Genomic DNA, 17,298 nt, shown 5'->3' with positions numbered 1-17,298 from the left:
ATAGGGTACATTTTAACAAAGAGTAGGCTCTTTTTGCCGTGGAAGGGAAATACGAAATACTTTAAACATTTATGATGCAAAATTCAGGAAATCGGGTAATATACACGCGAACATGCGTATGAATCATATAGGAAGAAAGATACATAAAAACGATGCTCTCAGCCGATGTGGTCATGTTGATTTTGTACTATGATTCAGTTAACAGAAGCAGAAGGCATGGGTGAATGATCCTGATTCATTGGGTGCACATATACATTGAAATCATAAGAAGAAGGTGATTGGTATGAGGCCAATACAAAAAAAGGTATGTGTATTCTTACTAATTGTGCTATCTATCTTTATTTTGGGAGGCTGTCAGAACATGAAAGAAAGTGAGAAACAGGCACTTTTTCAAGAAGCAGAAGCGAAAGCGGTCAAATATTTCAAAGACAAGTATGAGATGAATGTTGTTATTACCAGCAAGGAGTTGCTGCCCGAAATGGCACTCGACTCGATTGCAATGGAAGGGCATGTGGTAGAGCAGGAGGATCAGGAGTTCACTATTTCCTATGACTATAATGATAAAAAAATCAAAAATTTTGGAATGAGCCCTGCAATCAAGGCAGCCATCATTGAGAAAGGCTACGATCCTTTTGCCAAGTAGATTGTATTGAATTTTGGAGGTGAACATAACATGGGGGATACACCACGAATTGATGATGAAACATACCGTCTGATGTCGGAACTGGCTTATGAAAATGCCAAAGCAGGTACCGAATATGCGAATCTACCAGGATGGCAAGTGCTCGAGGATACGCATGGCAACGGTTATTCCGGGTTTGACGCAGTGACTTTTTACAATCCGGAAACGGGGCAGGCGGTCATTTCGTACCGAGGAACAGAAGGAAGTGCCGGATGGGATCGTAAAGGGCCTGATTTTCTGGCGGATGGTCAGATTGCGATCCCCGAACTGGGCAGAAAAATTGAACAGTCTACCGATTTCACACCCGATTGGTTATCAGGTGGAATTCAAAAGGTAAAAGACGTCACTGGACTGACCCATTTGGATAATGCGGTGGGTGAGCTGGATAGGCAGATTGATAAAAAGCTGAATCCTTTTCCAAATCAAATGTACGAAGCAGAAGACTACGCGAAGGATATGCAGAACAAATATAAGAATTTGGATTTCTCTCTGACGGGGCATTCACTAGGCGGCGGAAATGCTCAGTATGCAGCAGCGCATACGGGAATGACGGCAGTAACCTTTAGTGCGCCATCTGTAATATCCAGCTTGACTCCATCACTGAAACGCAAGGCAGAAGAGGGTGGATTCGATAATCAGATCGTAAACTTTGGTCACCCGGGTGACTTTGTTGCCAGTGGATTCTTTGGTGGCTATGATCGCCATGTGGGTTCCATGTATTACATCAACTCTAATTACAAGGACATGAATGACAACATGAGCATGGGGGATAAGATGGGTAACACTTTTGGTGGGAAGGAATACCACGACCTGAAGCAGTATCAGTTCGAGAATGGTTATATTTCCAATGATCTATACGACCCTACCACTGGTGAGAAAATCAATAAAACTCCTCGTGAACCTTCCAATATCATGACGGAGCTTGCGGATGTTATGCGTAGCTTTGGTGTGCAGACCAGCAAGATGGTTGCAGGTGGGGGCTCAGTGGGGGGAGCTTCCGGACTAATTCAGGTAACGCCGGAAGAACTGAAAAGTGTCGCTTCACGGTGGAAGCAAAATGCACAACAGTGCAATGCGGAGCTGAATCAGGTGCGAACCCGCATGGCCCAATATCTGCATACAAGCCGTAGTCGCAGGCTGGAGCCAATTGTCACCCAACTGGACGCATCCATTCATGAGCTTGGCACATGGCATATGAAACACACCAGCCAGTTCCTGAACTTTATTGATGAGAAAGCAGATGCCTTCCGGCAGGCGGACGAGAGTCCGGTTCATTTTAATTAGGACCTGGGTGGCTAGCGTTGATATCACGTACGTAGGGGAGGGGAACATGAGTGGGTGGACAATTGCTGGTGGAATTGAATGATCTTCGGATTGCTGAAAAAGAACTTACACAGCTTCTTGCCCGTCTGCAAGCCGATGAGCAAGAAGCGCGGGCGCTATACAGTCGCCTGAACGATTGGAAAGGGCAGTCCGCAGATCATACAAGACAGCAGATTGAAGAGTTTTTTGCGGGCCTGTCTAGACGTATTCAATCCATTGAACAGCAGAAGAAAAGCTTGCTGCAATATATTGAGATCATGATCCAGACGGATCAGGAACGCTAAAGAGTGGTAAGGCTGATGCCATATTGCGGATGGCAATCAGCGTTAATATGAGTGTGACCGTGGAGCGGCATGATTAGTCCTAAACCACGGATTGTAAAGAACATGGGTAGCCAATCAAAATGATGATAGCTAAAAAGCCTACGGCACATCGGGTTTGAACCCGTATGCCATAGGCTTTTTGTTATCTGAATTTTCCTCAGGTTTTCGTAGAACTGTAAGTTAGTTCTTAACGTTTTTTGCGACGTGTAGCCAATGCAATCCCCAAGAAGGACAGGATCAGGGCCAGAATGGATACGATCAATGTTGCTTGTTGAAGTTTCAGCGTACCCGGGTCTGTATCCGTGTTGTTTGGTTCACCTGTAACGGTGTCATTGAGTGCATCACCCAACGTGGTGTCATCGTTTGCTTTGCTATCGTCGGTAGCTGCATTATCCCCAGTGGCTCCTTCTGTACCTGCACTATCATGTCCATCGTTGGCATGACCTCCACCTGCCGCAGCATTACCAGCAGCAGCCGGATCTTCGCTAATCGTTGTGATACTGTGCGGGTTGGCATCACTTGGTTGGCCTGTCCATTCTACGATGCTGCCATCACTGTAGTATTGGAACGCATCCCAAGCTACTTCAGCTTCCGCCTTAGGATTCTGTACAACGAAGTTGAACTGCTGGAATTGTCCTGCGATAATACCCTCGTTATCGCCGTCAATTTCCCATGTGATCGATGTTACTTCATTGGAATCGTTCTTCTCTGTGGTGATTTTCCAGCCTGCCAGTGGTTGATATTGCTTGAATGCAACACCTTCTGGAACTTTCATTGTGATTTTGGTTGTAGGCAGTTCTTTCTCAGATGGAACCTTAATCGTGTACGTCTGCCATGCGCTTGTCTGTGCAACGGATGGGCTAACGGTAACGTGAGCGCTCGCGAATCCGGCGAATAACATGAAGGCTGCGGTACCTGTTGCGATAGTGGATGTTAGTTTGGAAATCCATGATGTTTTCTTCAAAATAAATAACCCCTCTCAGTTCTTATCATATATGATGCGGCCCATTTTCTTAAATGAGTGTCTACGTTCTGCAAAGGCCGTTTCGGTTACGAATGGTTCTTTCGATCACCGTTATTCCCGGATTTTTTTGATTCAACTATATAAATTGAACTAAAGATGGTTTACACATGCACTCCGATGACAGAATAACCTTCCAATCGCTGTTATCCCCAGATTTTTCGATTCCCTTTTCTCAAAGGGGAAAATCCGGTGATAGCATATGCTTCCGAAGCAGCTTTCTTTCAGAAAGCTTTTAGGCCAACGCTTCGCTTCTTCACGCTATTTCTGTCCTCTCCGTTTCAGTGTAAATAATAGTTCAATTTATATAGTAATGAGTTGAAATCCGGGAATAAAGGCGAGTGCTTCGCTTCTCCAGAATCAATTTCATTCCCTTCACTACATTTGCAGTTTGTAGAAACACTAATTTTAGATTGGGTCACTTTTCAATATAAATCGTTGTGTAACTATGGCTTGGCGGTGTCGATCTCGAATTCGGCATCCAGTGCATCCAACGTTTTGGTCAGAAGATGTACCTTGATATTCCATCGTCCAGGCATGGAGATATAATCTTCAGCCTTGTACACACCGGTGTCATTTTTCGGAATGGTGATCTCATAGATCCCCATATCCATGTCCAGATGTGTAAGTGACAGGGTGATCTGTTCCAGATCATTGACGATACTTCCATCTGCACGTTTGACATCGACTTCGAAATGGTTCTCTCCCGTCACATTAGGACTCACCTGAAGTGTGATCGCCGAGCCATCGTCCGTAGTCTTTGTCTCCTGATACGGTCCGGCCGCAGCGGGTTGTCCCGGAGACAGATGTGTCAGCACGGCAGCCAGAGCGAGAATCACAGCGCCAGTAGCAAGCTCGGCTTTCAGGCTGCCGGATAATCTGCTTCCCGTTGCTGCTCTTGCCAATCTGGCATGACGCCACGCGAAGACAAGCATCACAATAAGCAGGACGATCTTGCCGATCAGGACAAGGCCATAGGCTGTAGTGAACAAGGAAGTCAGCACAGGTGCTGGTAGAATAAGCAGACTGCTGTATATCCCTGTAGCGACCAGAGCGGCTACGGCGCCAATCCCCCAAGCGGTAAACCTGCGAATGGCAGTCCAGTAGACTTCTCCTCGTACCTTCGAAGGCAGCTTATCTGCCAGTGGGGGCAGACATATCGCCATGGCAGTCAATGCACCAATCCAGAAAGCAGCACCGATCAGATGCACGAAGTCCATGGCAATCGCGAGAGCACGTTGATCCGCCGCAGCTGGATGTCCCGTCATGGCATGAGTGAACAGCCATCCAAGCACGAGCATGAGTGACCCGTAAGAAGACCAGATGCGAGCACGGATGGATCGATCGCGATCATATCCGGAGAGAATCGTGACGGCCAGCAGCATTACAATGAGTATCTGTAACATCCAGATCTGGCCAAAAGACGTCAGCTTGAGCGCACTTCCGATTAGTGCCCAGCTTAGTTCGCTCAGAGCCACACCAGATTCATATAACGTATTCAGTGGCAGGCTGACCAGAGCGGCAAAGGAAGCAGCAGCATAGCTGATCCATAACAATCTGTAGCTACCCGGAACGTCCATAGGTTCTCTTGTCATGGATGTCGGTGCGATTCGCAGCAGCAAGAATGCAAGTGTCCCCAGAATGACAGACAATCCGAGATACTGAATCCAGTCTGTCAAGGATACAATCCATTTCAGCGGCCCACCTGTTGAACCCGAACCAGATGTAAGATCACTTAGTCCGGCAGGAGAACCGGATGGTTCACCGATATGGAAAACATAAGTCCCTTGAATCGGATGCCCATCGGCAGATACAGCTTTCCAGTTGACGGCATATGTTCCGTTGCCAAGTCCGGCCTGCAGGCCAGTCTCCAGAATATGAGGGCGATCCGCATCAACATGCACATTTCCGTCGTCTATCTGAGTGCCGTCAGGCCTGGTAATTTTGATATCATAAAAGGCCGTTTGCAAGGATTCGTTGAACTCCAGCGTCAGCCGCTCCGGAGCAGCTACGAGGATCTCATTTTCTCCTGGCGAAGCCTTAACAATATAAGCATGGGCAGATGCCCACTGTGGCATAACAAGGCAACATACGAGCAACAGACAGGTGACCAATGCCCAGTGCCGTTTGCCCCATTTCATGGTAAAGCTTGTCAAAATCAAAAAATCATCACCCTCAGGTTATAGATTTGTAGTCATTCATGGTCCTTTAAACACAATCTAACCCATTATAACTTTGTCCAAAATGTCTGCGTATGACTACATTGGGCTATAAAAAAACGATTTGGTCTACATAATTGTGACAAAAGCATGAATGCTATGTCATTTCTCACCTATGTCTGACGCATCCGTGAATCCGAAGCAACAATGTTTATTTGCGAAGTTTACGTCCTGCAAGCCCGCTCTCTAACGCGTAGCGGGTGAGTTGTACCCGGTTTTCAAGCTGGAGTTTCTGTAAAATGTTTTTCAGATGATTCTTCACCGTCTGGTCTGAAATACCGAGTTGATCGGCGATCTCCCGATTGGTATATCCCGCGGATACCCATTGTAATATCTCAAGCTCCCGCGCGGTTAGCGGGTTATCTTGCACATCTTCACTGCGTGGTGCGGGAAACTCCTGCAAAATCCGGTAGGCCAGTTCCTTACTGAGCGGTGCGTCGTCACTGACGATAGCGCGGAGGTATTCAAGCCAGGTGGAAGGCGTTAGATTTTTGAGCAAATAGCCTTGAGCGCCTTGTTTCAATGCTTCGAACAGAAACGTCACATCATCCGATACCGTGACCATAACAACAATAACATAAGGGAATCGCAGCTTGATCTGACGGGTGGCTTCCAACCCATCCATGTCCGGCATCTGCACGTCCATCAGGATTAGGTCAGGCATCCATTGTCCGGTGAGCTCCAGCGCTTCCTGTCCATTCGAAGCTGTACCAATCACTTCAAACAGGCTGTCCTCGGATAAAATGCTACAGATCGCTTCCCGCGCATGCGCATGATCATCAACAACCAATACACGTACATGTTCCATATTAAGTATGCTCCTTTCCAATCGTCATTCGTGTATGCTCAGGTCTTGAATCGAGGGTAAAAGACCACCCCATCTCGGTAGCACGCTCCTTCGTAATTCGCAGTCCGTACCGATCCTTCAGATGAAGAGGATCTCCACGTAGTCCAATCCCATTATCCTGAATATAAATGAACCAGGCAATTGGGTTACCCTCCGCGTGAACCTGAACTTGGGTAGCCTGCGCATGTTTGCGTACATTCAATAGACCCTCCCGGATACAGGCGAGCAGTTCCACTTGTTCCTTGGCAGAGAACGTTACACCCCTGAGGTCCCAATGAATCTGTGCACCAGGTACCGTTTCCTTGACGAGCACTTCGACCTGCGCATGCAGTGAAATAATTTCTGATGTTACCGTAGACGAGGGAACATAACGCAACTGGGCAATAGCTTGCCTTACATATGTATTGACTTCATGCACGGTTTTTTGAATCTCCTGGATCTCATGCTCATGTCCGCTTCCTGCCAGACTACGGCCCGCTTTATCCGTCTTCACTGAGAGCAGGAAAAGAGACTGAGATATGCCATCGTGAAGTTCACGGGCCAATTGGTCACGAGCTTCCAGAGCTGCTTTTGCTGCACGTTCCTGCTCCAGAGCAGCCCTGGCACCTTCAAGCATGTGGAACAATCTGCTGAGCAGTGTCACGCTGACGAGGTAAACGATGACCGGTGTTAACCAGTTACCAGCATCCATCGAAAGGTACGGCATCAGAAACTGATGGCGAATATATTCCCAGATGCCAACCGTGAATGTGGGGATCAGCAGAATCATCCATTTAATTTGTTTATAGGACATGAATGCAGAACTCCTTTGATCTAGGATTAGCTTAATTAGGTACTTTATTTATACAGGGATGGGACCATTATAACGCAAGTTTGTCCAAGACCCTATTCTGTGTCTTTAGAGAAAGCTGGGGAGGATCAGGGAGTATTTAGAAGGATATCTAAGAACAACAAGGGGTGAAATGTTGTCACGCTAGGTGAGGGTTGGTGTGACCAGCTGAGGAAGGCTGAGTCCGTTTTCCCTATCGGAGAAGGTCCTCTATACTTAATATAGAAAGTGAATTCATTACAAAACATGTTAAGGAGTGACGCAACAACATGAGTCAAGAAGTATTGGAACGTCGCAGTGAATTGCTCAAAAAGAACATTCATCAAATGCTTGTTCAAGACAATCAGCACGGTATCAGTCGCCAAGACAACATGTTTTTGCAGCAGATGATTAAAGAGCTGCATCAGACTTCACATGAGCTGAATACCAAATCTTAATGTAGAATCTGCACGAGAATGAAGTTGTCTGGTGTACGATTCATTCCATGATGAAAATGAAAAATGGCGCTATCTCCGATCAGACCGGGGATAGCGCTTTGACTTTTTAAGAGAATATAGAAGAAGCTCCGTTCATCTTACTGCAACTGTTGCTGAGCGGTTCTTTTCTCAATATATTGAATGAACAACTCGGCAAGCTCCGGATCGAACTGTGAACCCGAACATGCGCGTAGCTCCCGAATGGCTTCTTCCACGTTCTTGGTTTCCTGATACGGCCGCTCTGTTGTCATGGCATCAAAGGAGTCAATCACGGTCAGCATCCGGCAGAGCCGGGGAATCTCGTTACCCTTCAGGCCGTAAGGATAGCCCTTGCCATCATAGCGCTCGTGGTGCAGTTCAATATACGGAATCAGATCGGCGAAGCGATCGTTCGTGATCACCATTTTTTTGCCCCAGGTGACGTGTCCTTTGATCGTTTCCCATTCTTCTGCCGTGAGCTTATCCTTTTTGTTCAGAATGGACCAGGGAATCTCCAGTTTGCCGATGTCATGAATCAGTGCTCCCAGCACAAAACGACGTTTTTCCGCATTGTCCAGTGTGAGCAATTCACTGATATCGAGTGCATATTTGTAGACCCGTTTGGAATGTTTAAACGTATCCATATCCTTGTATCTGAACAGATTGAGCTGCTGCTCGATGTCACGAACATCCTGTACCAGATCAATCTCGTGTTCCATGCCATCATTGCTGCCGTGGCGGTGCACGTTGTTCTTGCCCTGTTTCTTCGCATAATACAGTGCTTTATCGGCCTGATCTACGAGCTGGGATTTGTTATACATATCCACCTGATAGGGGGCGACGCCACCCGAGAAGGAGAGACAACCGTGCGGAAACACTTCAACGCCTTCAAACGGCGTGTCGTTAAGTTGTTTGCGCAGTTTATTCATAAACTTGTAGGATTCGTCCAGTTCCATTCCTGGCATGAGCAGAGTGAACTCCTCCCCTCCATAACGAAAGGCGGTAACAGGTGTACCTTCCGTCTTTCGCATCAGAAAATCCCCCAGCAGGGACAACAGACTGTCACCTTGAAGGTGACCAAACCGGTCATTATACTTTTTGAAATCATCGATATCAATAAGTCCCAGACAGAGTGGGGTTCCCTGAGTACGTGCCACAGTAAGTTCACTTTCTAACATGCTTTCGAAATAGCTATGGTTAAACAGACCTGTACGTTGATCCGTGTTGGCCTTCTCTTCAATGGTCTGATACATGATAAACAACTGCCTGAAGGCATGAGAGAGCAGAATACTGAGACTCAGATATAGCAACAAGCCGAGTACGCCGTTGTGCACCACCAGAATCGTCAGGACAAGCGCGAGAATCAGCGTACATAAATAAACCAGCAGGGATTCGGTAACAAATGCCCGCTTCATCTGCTGTAATGCATCCTTCGTCGAGAAATGAAAGAATAAGCCAAGTGTGATCGTGTTGATGATGAAGTAGGCTGCGAGTGCTGCAAAATAAGGAATCAGGTTATAGTCGTCCAGAGTTCCCGATTGCCCACCAGTCCACTCAAACACGGCAGCTGCTCCCGTAATCATGATACTGTAGATGCTGAAATTGACAATGTGTTTCCACCAGGTGAGCTTGCGCTCTTTGATTAACAAGATGATGGAGACAGGTAGCAGTACAGATAAACTGAAAGCTCCGCCAAACATGAATATACAGGCAAGGTATACCGATGAATCCATGGATTGCTGATTACCTTTGGGCGGAATCTGGAACGTGAAATAATCCAGAATTAACGCCGCACCCAGCATGGTGTAGACCATAACCCAATCCGCCGTGGTTAGATGAAGGTAAGACCACTTATTCATGTATAGAAAAACACCGATCCCGGTACAACTAAGCAAAATAACATACATACTGCTTCGATCTGCCTTATGGATAAGGTTACGAATAAAGTTCATAAAAAATCTCCTGCTTGGGTTTAGTCTAATCTTGATGTGTATATAAATTGAGCTGATGGGTATTAACACTTACACTTCGATGACAGAACAACCTTCCGATCGCTGTTATCCCCAGATTTTTTGATTTCTTTTCCAAAAGGGAAAATCCCGGGATAAAGGCGAACACTTCGCTTCTTCAGGTTATTTCTGTCCTCTCCGTTCTCGTGTAAATGTTCAGTTCAATATATGATTGGTGTTCTTGTAAAGGGATATACTATATGGATATATAACATACCAAGTTGCCTGGCAAAAATCCAGAAAGAAAAAACAGGCCGCTGGCAGCCTGTTTGTCTTGTTGGGTGGTATGGATACTAGCCGCCCAGCTTGTATCCCGAAGTTAATGCTACAACGACAGAAGCCACGATGATTGCGTTGATGACAATGCGGGAATATTTCACACCTTCAAATTTTTTCATGGAGAAGACCTCCCTTCCTTGGAGTCTACCTACTTCTCTTCAAGCCTGATGAGTTTTAGCAGGTTGCACAGCCTTGTTGTCCCGATTCACCATCATGTACTGGATAAAAAGGAATATGCCAACGTTCATGACCACATCACCGATGCTGATGACCTGAGTCCGTGGATAAGGGCTGGAGAGTGGGATGATATCACCGAGAAAAGGCAAACGTGTAGATGCATCCATCATAAAATGCTTCGATACGGCGCCGCCTTCCCGGAGCATGTCTACATAGTAGGGTCCCAGTACAGCAGAAGCTTCCACAGAAACTGGCATGCGCCCACCGTTGACAGCCATCACGGCAAAATTGAGAAACACCCCAATCCAGATGAGCATGAAACCGGTGTGGTGTCTGTTGAGCCACAAAAATGCGAGTCCTGTAATGTAGACGGCAGCAAAGAGGTAACCATTAATGGATGCCACCCATTCGAATCGTTCCTGGAGATAGAAAATAAAGAACTGGATTAGCAGCAATACAGGGAAAATCCAGCCACTTCGTAGCCTGAGTGCTGCAAACTGGTTGAGCCCATATCGCAACCCGCCCCGAAAAAATCCAACGATCAAGCCGAGTAGAATACCGTCATATACCATGGAGTAGCTCCTGTTCGTGCGGAGATGCGCAATGAAATTGCGTGTTTGTGTACATAGAAGGATTCGACCTTATATTGGTAATTCCTGCATGAGAAAAATGATTTTTTAGAAGAAATTTGCAAAATGCTGAACAAAAAACCGCCCTTACGAATCTAGGGGTCGAAACCCTTGTAAGATTCGCTAAAGACGGTTACTTATAATGGCAAAATACGAGCTTTAATTCGGTTGGAGACGGAATTTATTTTATTCAGATCCACCGTTCAGATAGTTGAAGAAAGGCTGGTCCACCCAGAAGTCATACGTCGTAATGTCCGCATCAGGTGCCAGTTTCAGGAAACCTTCCCGAATGGCTTTGGCATTCTCTTTCAGAGAGAAGGACTGAGCATAGTAATTACCAAGCGCGATCTTATTATTGGAAATGACAGGGTAGTTCGCCAATGCGGTTGGTGAATAATACAGCGGTTGCCACCAGGAATTGAGAATCAATGGAGATGTATTGTCACTGTTCTTTTTGGCATATTTCAGCACAATATCATTGAAGCGGACTTTGTCTGCCACATTGTTGAACTCGAACTGAATATCATATTCCTTCGCAGAAGCAATATAGTTACCGTTCTCGATCTGTGTCACTTTATAGTCTGGTGTTTCCTTCGGCTCGCCCCATTCCTTCAAATAAATGAAGGCAGATGTCTTGGGTTGGAATTGCACATCAGCATCAATACCTTCGCTACGCAACAAACCAACCAATTGCACAGCATGTTGAATATTATCGTGGCCGTAGGTAAGTGTCAGTTCATCGATAAAGTTGGAATCAAAGCGGCTATCCTTCAGATTGTAACCTGTTACGAGATCATCTCGCAGGGCCTGATCCACAATCTTTCTCAGCTCAGGTGATTCGATCAGATCCGCTGTGCGATATGCAGCATATAGTTTGGAATAGATGTCCGCATCGCCGGAACGCCCAATCTCATGTTTGTATTTCCCTTGACTGACCAGTACGCGTCCAAGCAAAGTATTAGCGAAATCTTTACTTGCTACGCCACCCTTAAGGAGAGCAGGGTATAGGCTTTCAGGAATCAGGCCTGTATCGATCGCAGCAGCCAGCTCCTGTGCGGCTTGTCCCTGAACACGGTTTGGGTTAATGCCAACTTTGGCAAGCGCTTTGGCTGTTTTCTCTGCAGGATAAGTATAAGCCAGTTCCTTGAATCCGGCTGCTTTTACCGCGATGAAGACCGCTGCATAAGTGCTCAGTTGATCCTTGGCACGTACTTCTGTACCCGTAAGAACCCCATTATTGTATAAGGATACGGCAGCATCATAAGAAGAATCACCAGAGGATAGATCGGTAAAGACAGGAGCTTTGGCTTCACTGTCACTTGCTTGAGTTGCTTCCGTGATGGCTGCAATGGCTTGAATGAAATCACCTTTGGTAATCTGTTGCGGCAATTGAATGTTGTATTTCGCTTGCAAGAATTGAGCAAAATCCGCTGCGCTTTCCGTGTAAGCAACTGGAGCCTGAGCTACCGGTCCTTTGACACTTTGTGAGGTGGTTGGTTTAGCCGGAGTTGCAGATGCTGCAGAAGCAGAAGCGGGCAAGCTAAGGCTGCCGAGTGTTACCGGAGCGGCGAGTAGGGCCGCCAACGTGATCTGGGTGATTTTTTTCAAATGAATAGCCTCCTTAAAAATGGGTTGGAAAATAATGAGCTTTGGGTCATAATTCTGACAATTCCTATCAGAATATAATAATTGGATTGACTTTAGCACGGAGACGCGCTGGATGTCAACGAAAAAAAGCTTGATACAGAACGGTTTCCAAAGCTTGGTAGAAAGCGAATCGTCAATTATATTCTATTTGAGTGTATACGCTCAAAGATTTATTGACAAGGATCGACAGTATCCGCTAGGATAAGAAAAAAGAATGTTGAAAAGGGGTATTTTCAAAATGAAAAGAGGTTTATCGTTCGTCTTATCGATCATCATGTTGGCTATTTTGTTGGCAGCTTGTGGGAATTCGGCTTCCAAAGACGAACAATCCGCCCAAGGCAGTGATTCGGAGAAATCTCTTCGGATGGCCCTCGTACTTCCCGAAAAAATAGGGGTTAACCCTTTCTTTGTACAGATGGATGAAGGTTTCAAAAAAGCAGGCGAAGAATTCAAAGTAGATACCAAGACGATTGAATCGACAGATCCGGCAGCATTTGAACAAAATCTGCGTGCTGCGGTTGCCGAGAATTATGATCTGATTATTACAGCCACTTTCCAGGCAGAAGATGCATTGAAGAAAGTCGCTGCAGAAAATCCGGACAAGTCCTTTGCGATTGTAGATACAACCGTTGATCTGCCTAACGTACGTAGCGTTGGTTTCCGTGAATATGAAGGGGCGTACCTGCTCGGTGCAGCTGCTGGATTGTCCACCAAAACAGATAAAGTCGGCATGATCGCAGCAATGGATGTACCATTGATCAAGAAATATACGGAAGGTTTCAAAGCTGGATTGGAATCCGTGAATCCGGATGCAGAATTCCTCGTGAACTATGTAGGTGGATTTAACGACCCGGCCAAAGCAAAAGAATTGGCGCTGGTACAATTCGGCAAAGGCGCTGACTTCATCGCTGGCGCATCAGCTGTAGGTGATCTTGGCGTGTTCGAAGCAGCCAAAGAAAAAGGCTTCTACACTTCCGGTCAGGATACGGACCGTACTGTTGAAGACCCGGAACATATCGTATTGTCTCAATTGAAGTCAACCGATACGGTTGCTTATGAGACCGTGAAAGATTTCGTAGAAGGCAACTTCAAAGCAGGTGCAGTAAACTACGGCCTGAAAGAAGACGGTGTAGGCCTGACTTACGTTACACGTGATAGCGAATCTCCGCTGAATGCTTTTGTTGGACAAGAAGTGATCGACAAGGTTAAAGCAATCAAAGATGATATCGTATCTGGCAAAATCGTAGTCAAAGATCCATTGCAACAATAGTTTTGAATGTTCTTTTCAATGAATGAGTGATGGAATGGATCAGCCGGCTGCCCGATCAGGCAGCCGGTTTTGCTGCTATTAAATGACCGAGACCGAGAGGAGCGAACGCGAGATATGCTGTTGGAGATGGAGCACATTACGAAGAAGTACGGCGGCTTCACCGCTAACCGTGACATCCGTTTTAATTTGCGTGAGGGAGAGATTCATGCCCTGGTAGGTGAGAATGGAGCCGGTAAAACAACCTTGATGCGTATGCTGTACGGTATGGAACAGCCTACGTCAGGCACAATCAAAGTCCGTGGACGCGAGGTGAGCTTTGCCACACCGTCCCAGGCGATGGCAAGCGGCATCGGTATGGTGCACCAGCATTTCATGCTGTTCCCTTCCTTTACGGTAGCGGAGAACATCGTGATCGGACGCGAACCGGCTAAGGCAGGCGCATTTGACCGCAAAAAAGCAGCGGCTCAGGTGAACGAGCTTGGCAGACAATACGGCATGCCGGTTGACCCGTGGAAAAAAGTGTCCGAGTGCCCACTGGGCATGCAACAGCGTGTTGAAATTCTCAAGGTGCTGCATCAGGGCGCAGACATCATTATATTGGATGAACCTTCGGCGGTACTGACACCGCTTGAAGTGAAGGAATTGCTGGCGAACATGAAATCGCTCGCCAAGCTGGGCAAAACCTTTGTACTGATTACACACAAGCTGCAAGAAGTTATGGATGTAGCCGACCGGATCACGGTGCTTCGGGATGGTCAGGTGACAGGTACGTTGGAAGCCAAAGATACACATGTGGAGGAATTGTCTCGTCTGATGGTTGGTCGTGAACTTGTGCGTATAGACAAGCAACCATCGGTTCCGGCCGAAGCCGTGCTTGAGGTCGAAGGGGTCAATCTGTCCGGAGCTAAGGATCGTTCGCCGCTCAAGGACATTCATATGGAGGTTCGAAAAGGCGAGGTCGTTGGCATAGCGGGTATCTCCGGTAACGGACAGTCGGAACTGATTCAGGTGATTGCAGGACTGCGTAAGGCGGACAGTGGTCGTGTCTTGCTGTCCGGGCAGGATACAACGAACTGGCCTGTACGGCGCATCCGGGAGTATGGACTTGCTCATATCCCGGAAGATCGCTACATGTGGGGAGCGGCCAAGGACGCGAGTGTTCGTGAGAATGGACTGATGGGACATCATCATCGCTTGCAATCACGCGGTATTATCAAAGCCAAAGCAGCAAGAACGATGGTTGAGAGCTGGATCAAACAGTTCAGCATCAAGACAGGTTCTGCGGAGACCAAGGCACAGTTTCTGTCCGGAGGAAACTTGCAGAAGCTGATTGCTGCCCGTGAATTTGCACAGGATACACCGTTTCTAATTGCAGCCGAACCGACTCGTGGTGTGGATATCGGAGCGATGGAGACGATTCATGCTGAATTGCTGCGCAAACGTAGCGAGGGTGCGGGTATTCTGCTCATTTCATCGGAGTTGTCCGAGATCTTGCAATTATCTGATCGGATTATTGTCATGTATGAAGGTGAGATTGCCGGAGAATTGAGAGCAGAGGAAGCGACTGAGGAACAGATCAGCTTGTTAATGGCAGGAGGGAAAGAGCGGATATGAATCGGGTAAAAGAAACACTTCGCGGACTCGTACAGCCGCTGCTTGCCGTATTCATCGGTCTGATTGCAGGGGCTGTGGCGATTCTGATCGTTGGCGGTAATGTGGTGGATACGTATGCGGAGATGTGGAAAGGGGCCTTCGGCAACTTCTACTTCTTCACCAATACGTTGGCTCGTTCCACACCAATCATCTTGGCGGGGCTTGGCGTAGCATTGGCATTCCGTGCCGGATTCTTCAACATGGGAGCCGAAGGCCAGATGATTCTTGGCGGGCTCAGTGCTGCGCTCACGGCGCTCTATCTGCCAGGCCCAGGCTGGTTTGTGTGTATTGCTGCGATTGTGGCAGGTATTGTTGCCGGGGGAATCTGGTCCCTGTTTGCAGGCTGGCTGGATGCACGCTTCGGGATGAACCTGTTGATCACAACCTTACTACTTAACTATATTGCCATTTATTTTGGCGGCTACATGGTCTCCTATCCATTCAAGGATCGGACTGGATCAGCAGCGATGGCCCAGACACCCATGATTGACCAGAGTATCTGGTTACCGAAGTTGTTCCAAGGCATGGGGCTGCATGCCGGCTTCATTATTGCCATTGTAGCGGCCATTCTGATCTACTGGTTCACACATAAAACGGTGACCGGTTACGAGATCCGCATGCTCGGCAGCAACCCGTCTTTTGCAACCTACGGCGGTGTTCGTCGCATTCGCATGATGATGCTGTCCATGGTCATCAGTGGTGGACTTGCTGGACTCGCGGGTGCGGGGGAAGTGCTCGGTACACAGTACCGTTTCCTTGATGGCTCATTGTCATCGGCGAGTTACGCATGGAGTGGCATTATGGCAACGTTGCTTGCCCGCTCGCATCCACTGGGTACAGCTGTGGCAGCTATTTTGCTGGCTGCGTTACAGACAGGTGCCATGGGGATGGAACGGAACACGGATGTACCGCTGGAAGTTGGCAGTGTCATCCAGGCTGTATTGACGTTATTTGTATCAGCTCAGATCGGTTATTCATTCCTGAAGCGGAGAAAGGAGAAAAAGTCCAATGCAACAACTGTTTGATGCAGCCATGTTTGGCTCAACCTTGCGGATTATGACTCCAATCCTGCTTGCAGCGCTCGGTGGGGCTTTATGTTCTCGTGTCGGTCTGTTTAACGTGGGTCTTGAAGGACTGGTTCTGATCGGTGCGTTCTCCGCCATTGTCGGCAATTATTTGTTTGGCAATGTGCTGCTGGCTGTACTCTTTTCCATTATTATTGTGATGTTATTCTCGGCGCTCTTTGCCTTTATAAGCATTAATCTCAAGGCCAACGCCATCGTGGTCGGGATCTCGCTCAACTTCCTGGCTGCGGGGGTGACGACCTTTGCACTACGTGCGATTTTTGATGTAAAAGGTGCATACTACGACAAAGACATGGTGGGACTTCCCAAGTGGGATATTCCGCTGATTAAGGACATTCCGTGGGTCGGCGATGTAATATCTGGACATAGTCCCCTGGTCTATCTCGGCATTGTGCTCGTGATTGCATTACAATTTTATCTGTTCAAAAGTGTATCCGGCTTCCGTCTGCGCTCCGTCGGTGAGAACCCGATTGCAGCACAGAGCATCGGGATCAAGGTACGTGGCATCCAGTATGGTGCCGTTCTGATGTGCGGTGTGTTGTGTGCTCTGGCTGGAGCACAGTTGTCTCTCGGTCAGGTGACGATGTTTACCGAAGGCATGACTGCTGGTCGTGGTTTTATCGCTCTAGTCGCAACGATGCTGGGACAAGCGAATCCGCTTGGCGTCATGGGGTCCAGTGTTCTGTTTGGCTTCATGGAAGCATTGAGTATTCGTCTGCAAGGATTCTCACTGCCAACGCATTTCACGTTGATGCTGCCGTATATTGTGACGCTGGTCGCAATGTTCTTTTTCAAAGACCGTACCTATGCACAGGATGCACTGAAAGCGGGCGGAAGCTCGCGTTAATTC

General features: G+C 47.4%; 15 protein-coding genes. 8 read left to right on the top strand and 7 right to left on the bottom strand.

Annotation, left to right across the window (positions count from 1 at the left end; genetic code table 11):
• Positions 1-361 precede the first annotated feature (361 nt).
• The 3 genes from D829_RS31685 to D829_RS0121630 are packed head-to-tail and all read left to right on the top strand — an operon-like array spanning position 362 to position 2,289.
• Entirely contained in the window at positions 362-643 is a 282-nt protein-coding gene (locus D829_RS31685; RefSeq protein WP_017691026.1) for a hypothetical protein, read from the top strand.
• A 30-nt stretch (positions 644-673) separates the two neighbouring features.
• Positions 674-1,966, top strand: a complete 1,293-nt coding sequence (locus D829_RS0121635) for a hypothetical protein (protein ID WP_017691025.1) — start codon at positions 674-676, stop codon at positions 1,964-1,966.
• Positions 1,967-2,016: 50 nt separating this feature from the next.
• The gene (locus D829_RS0121630) at positions 2,017-2,289 is read left to right on the top strand and encodes a hypothetical protein (protein ID WP_017691024.1); all 273 of its coding nucleotides are present in this window, start codon (positions 2,017-2,019) and stop codon (positions 2,287-2,289) included.
• Between the two features lie 226 nt (positions 2,290-2,515).
• Here D829_RS0121630 and D829_RS0121625 read toward each other — a convergent pair whose 3' ends face one another.
• From D829_RS0121625 to D829_RS0121610, 4 genes are all read right to left on the bottom strand, one after another.
• Complete coding sequence (locus tag D829_RS0121625; protein ID WP_017691023.1) at positions 2,516-3,292, bottom strand: YcnI family protein; 777 nt, start codon at positions 3,290-3,292, stop codon at positions 2,516-2,518.
• Between the two features lie 503 nt (positions 3,293-3,795).
• Positions 3,796-5,511 carry a copper resistance protein CopC gene (locus D829_RS0121620; protein WP_017691022.1) on the bottom strand — a complete coding sequence of 572 codons (1,716 nt, stop codon included), beginning with the start codon at positions 5,509-5,511 and terminating at the stop codon, positions 3,796-3,798.
• A gap of 208 nt (positions 5,512-5,719) precedes the next feature.
• Entirely contained in the window at positions 5,720-6,376 is a 657-nt protein-coding gene (locus D829_RS0121615) for a response regulator transcription factor (protein WP_017691021.1), read from the bottom strand.
• A 1-nt stretch (position 6,377) separates the two neighbouring features.
• Entirely contained in the window at positions 6,378-7,208 is an 831-nt protein-coding gene (locus tag D829_RS0121610; protein ID WP_017691020.1) for a histidine kinase, read from the bottom strand.
• Between the two features lie 305 nt (positions 7,209-7,513).
• On the opposite strand from D829_RS0121610, the gene D829_RS33805 reads away from it, so the two are divergent.
• A complete protein-coding gene (locus tag D829_RS33805) occupies positions 7,514-7,681 on the top strand; it encodes a hypothetical protein (RefSeq protein ID WP_017691019.1) in 168 nt (55 codons plus the stop codon).
• A gap of 137 nt (positions 7,682-7,818) precedes the next feature.
• Here D829_RS33805 and D829_RS0121600 read toward each other — a convergent pair whose 3' ends face one another.
• The 3 genes from D829_RS0121600 to D829_RS0121585 form a co-directional block, all read right to left on the bottom strand.
• Positions 7,819-9,651, bottom strand: a complete 1,833-nt coding sequence (locus tag D829_RS0121600; protein ID WP_017691018.1) for a diguanylate cyclase — start codon at positions 9,649-9,651, stop codon at positions 7,819-7,821.
• Between the two features lie 494 nt (positions 9,652-10,145).
• Complete coding sequence (locus D829_RS0121590) at positions 10,146-10,736, bottom strand: DUF5317 domain-containing protein (RefSeq protein WP_017691016.1); 591 nt, start codon at positions 10,734-10,736, stop codon at positions 10,146-10,148.
• 243 nt (positions 10,737-10,979) lie between these two features.
• Complete coding sequence (locus D829_RS0121585; protein WP_017691015.1) at positions 10,980-12,401, bottom strand: hypothetical protein; 1,422 nt, start codon at positions 12,399-12,401, stop codon at positions 10,980-10,982.
• A 277-nt stretch (positions 12,402-12,678) separates the two neighbouring features.
• Between D829_RS0121585 and D829_RS0121580 the strand changes: the two genes are divergently transcribed.
• From D829_RS0121580 to D829_RS0121565, 4 genes are all read left to right on the top strand, one after another.
• Complete coding sequence (locus tag D829_RS0121580) at positions 12,679-13,710, top strand: BMP family protein (RefSeq protein ID WP_017691014.1); 1,032 nt, start codon at positions 12,679-12,681, stop codon at positions 13,708-13,710.
• A 114-nt stretch (positions 13,711-13,824) separates the two neighbouring features.
• Positions 13,825-15,324: an ABC transporter ATP-binding protein gene (locus D829_RS0121575; RefSeq protein ID WP_017691013.1), complete on the top strand. Its 1,500-nt coding sequence runs from the start codon at positions 13,825-13,827 to the stop codon at positions 15,322-15,324.
• Complete coding sequence (locus D829_RS0121570) at positions 15,321-16,388, top strand: ABC transporter permease (RefSeq protein WP_017691012.1); 1,068 nt, start codon at positions 15,321-15,323, stop codon at positions 16,386-16,388. The genes D829_RS0121575 and D829_RS0121570 overlap by 4 nt, the downstream gene beginning before the upstream one ends.
• A complete protein-coding gene (locus tag D829_RS0121565) occupies positions 16,372-17,295 on the top strand; it encodes an ABC transporter permease (protein WP_017691011.1) in 924 nt (307 codons plus the stop codon). Before D829_RS0121570 ends, D829_RS0121565 begins: the two co-directional genes overlap by 17 nt.
• Positions 17,296-17,298: the final 3 nt, after the last annotated feature.

This window comes from Paenibacillus sp. PAMC 26794 (assembly GCF_000316035.1).
GTDB lineage: Bacteria > Bacillota > Bacilli > Paenibacillales > Paenibacillaceae > Paenibacillus.
Note: the sequence above shows the minus strand (reverse complement) of the source record. Positions and strands in the feature narration are given on the sequence as shown.

What these genes read in the sequence shown, in the direction of transcription:
- D829_RS31685 (WP_017691026.1), top strand. Translation starts at nt 362, where the DNA reads ATGAAAGAAAGTGAGAAACAGGCACTTTTTCAAGAAGCAGAAGCGAAA.
- D829_RS0121635 (WP_017691025.1), top strand. Translation starts at nt 674, where the DNA reads ATGGGGGATACACCACGAATTGATGATGAAACATACCGTCTGATGTCG.
- D829_RS0121615 (WP_017691021.1), bottom strand. Translation starts at nt 6,376, where the DNA reads ATGGAACATGTACGTGTATTGGTTGTTGATGATCATGCGCATGCGCGG.
- D829_RS0121610 (WP_017691020.1), bottom strand. Translation starts at nt 7,208, where the DNA reads ATGTCCTATAAACAAATTAAATGGATGATTCTGCTGATCCCCACATTC.
- D829_RS33805 (WP_017691019.1), top strand. Translation starts at nt 7,514, where the DNA reads ATGAGTCAAGAAGTATTGGAACGTCGCAGTGAATTGCTCAAAAAGAAC.
- D829_RS0121600 (WP_017691018.1), bottom strand. Translation starts at nt 9,651, where the DNA reads ATGAACTTTATTCGTAACCTTATCCATAAGGCAGATCGAAGCAGTATG.
- D829_RS0121590 (WP_017691016.1), bottom strand. Translation starts at nt 10,736, where the DNA reads ATGGTATATGACGGTATTCTACTCGGCTTGATCGTTGGATTTTTTCGG.
- D829_RS0121580 (WP_017691014.1), top strand. Translation starts at nt 12,679, where the DNA reads ATGAAAAGAGGTTTATCGTTCGTCTTATCGATCATCATGTTGGCTATT.
- D829_RS0121575 (WP_017691013.1), top strand. Translation starts at nt 13,825, where the DNA reads ATGCTGTTGGAGATGGAGCACATTACGAAGAAGTACGGCGGCTTCACC.
- D829_RS0121570 (WP_017691012.1), top strand. Translation starts at nt 15,321, where the DNA reads ATGAATCGGGTAAAAGAAACACTTCGCGGACTCGTACAGCCGCTGCTT.
- D829_RS0121565 (WP_017691011.1), top strand. Translation starts at nt 16,372, where the DNA reads ATGCAACAACTGTTTGATGCAGCCATGTTTGGCTCAACCTTGCGGATT.